Consider the following 1,457-nt stretch of genomic DNA (forward strand, 5'->3'; position numbering starts at 1 on the left):
AGCGGCCACGGCAGGCCGGCACGCAAGGGTGCAACCAGCCGGCCATCGCCCGAAAGCCCCCTCCCGCGCCGGCCGCGCGTGTCGGCCCGCACCAGCAGCAGGGCCAGCTGATTGGCCAGCAGTTCGTCATAGGCCAGCCGGTCGCGCCCCCCCTCCAGCCGGTGCGCGGCGTTCAGCGCCGCGGCAAAGCCTGGCCAGCCGTGGCGGGCGATGACGCTGGGCTCGATCCATTCTTCCATCGCCGGCAGCCGGGCCAGCGCTTCGGCCACCAGTTGCCCCAGGCGCCGGTTGGTCATCCCTTCGGTCAGCGGATAGACCGGCTCGCGCGCCGTGGGCACGGGGCTTTCCATCGCCAGCACGTCGGGATGGGCGATCTGGAGCTTCTGGCCATAGCGGTCGAGCTTGCCGACGATGCGCTTTTCAACGCCGATCGGCAGCCGCGTCTGCGCCCAGTTGGCGGTCTGGCCGAAGAAGGTGAGGTCCACCCACTGGCCGCCCCGGTCAACCGCTGCCACGCGCAGCGGGCTGCGCGGGCCGCCGCGGTCATAGCGCGCCGGGGTCAGCGGCACGATGACCGGGCGGCCGACCAGGGTTTCGTCCAGCCGGTCCACCGCCATGCGCTCGATCATCATGGTCGGCAGGTGGAAGGCCAGATCGATCACCCGCGCGATCTTCAGTCGGGCCAGTTGCCGCACCTGCGACGGCCCGACGCCCTTCAGGCTGGCCACTTCGGCGAACAACGGGTTGAGGATGTCGGGGCGCATGGCTATGCGGTGGTTGTAGCACCGCGCCGGCTGTTTGAAACGCCCGCGCGGCGCTTGGCATTTGAAGGCGCCTCCCATGAACGACAACCAGCCGCTCCCGTTCGACCAGCGCCTGAAGCGCGCGCGCTATCGCGCCGAGCATCGCGGCACCAAGGAGGCTGACCTGGTGGTCGGCGGCTTCTTCGCGCGCCACCACCCGGACTGGGACGAAGCGGCGCTGGCCTGGTTCGAGGCACTGCTGCAGGAACAGGATGTCGACATTTTGGCCTGGGCCTTCGGCACCGCGCAGCCGCCGGGGCGTTATCAGGGCCGCTTGATGGAAAACCTGAAGAAACTTGATTATGTCGATGTTCTGAAATGATTGATGTTGCGCGCTTCGTGGCGTCGCGGCGGCCGTTGACGCTGGCCCGCTGTGCCGCCGGCTATCTGCCGTGGCTGCTGGCCGATGCTGCGCGCGCTTGTCATGGACGGGCCTGGTGCATCGCCGCCGACGAGGCGCAGGCCCGCGAACTCGCCGAGGCAGCGCGTTATTTCGCGCCGGAGATCAGCGTCATCCTGCTACCCGCGTGGGATTGCCTGCCCTATGACCGCGCATCGCCCTCGCTGCGCGCCGCGGCCGAGCGGGTGGCGGCGCTGGCGGCCCTGGCCGAGCCTCCAACGGGCGCGCAGCTGGTGGTCACCACCGTCAACGCT

At 69.8% G+C, this 1,457-nt stretch carries 2 protein-coding genes and 1 pseudogene; 2 read left to right on the forward strand and 1 reads right to left on the reverse strand.

Annotation, left to right across the window (positions count from 1 at the left end; all coding sequences use genetic code 11):
* Positions 1–764 (reverse strand): annotated as a pseudogene (locus tag GJV64_RS14415) (ATP-dependent DNA helicase RecG); the annotation flags it as partial.
* A 76-nt stretch (positions 765–840) separates the two neighbouring features.
* On the opposite strand from GJV64_RS14415, the gene GJV64_RS14420 reads away from it, so the two are divergent.
* Both GJV64_RS14420 and GJV64_RS14425 read left to right on the forward strand, forming a co-directional pair.
* The gene (locus tag GJV64_RS14420) at positions 841–1,125 is read left to right on the forward strand and encodes an FAD assembly factor SdhE (RefSeq protein ID WP_164158164.1); all 285 of its coding nucleotides are present in this window, start codon (positions 841–843) and stop codon (positions 1,123–1,125) included.
* The coding region (locus GJV64_RS14425; protein ID WP_164158166.1) for a hypothetical protein at positions 1,122–1,457 on the forward strand (336 nt) is incomplete at its 3' end. The genes GJV64_RS14420 and GJV64_RS14425, both read left to right, overlap by 4 nt.

Origin of the sequence: Sandarakinorhabdus rubra, from assembly GCF_010994245.1 — a bacterium.
GTDB classification, from domain to species: domain Bacteria; phylum Pseudomonadota; class Alphaproteobacteria; order Sphingomonadales; family Sphingomonadaceae; genus Sandarakinorhabdus; species Sandarakinorhabdus rubra.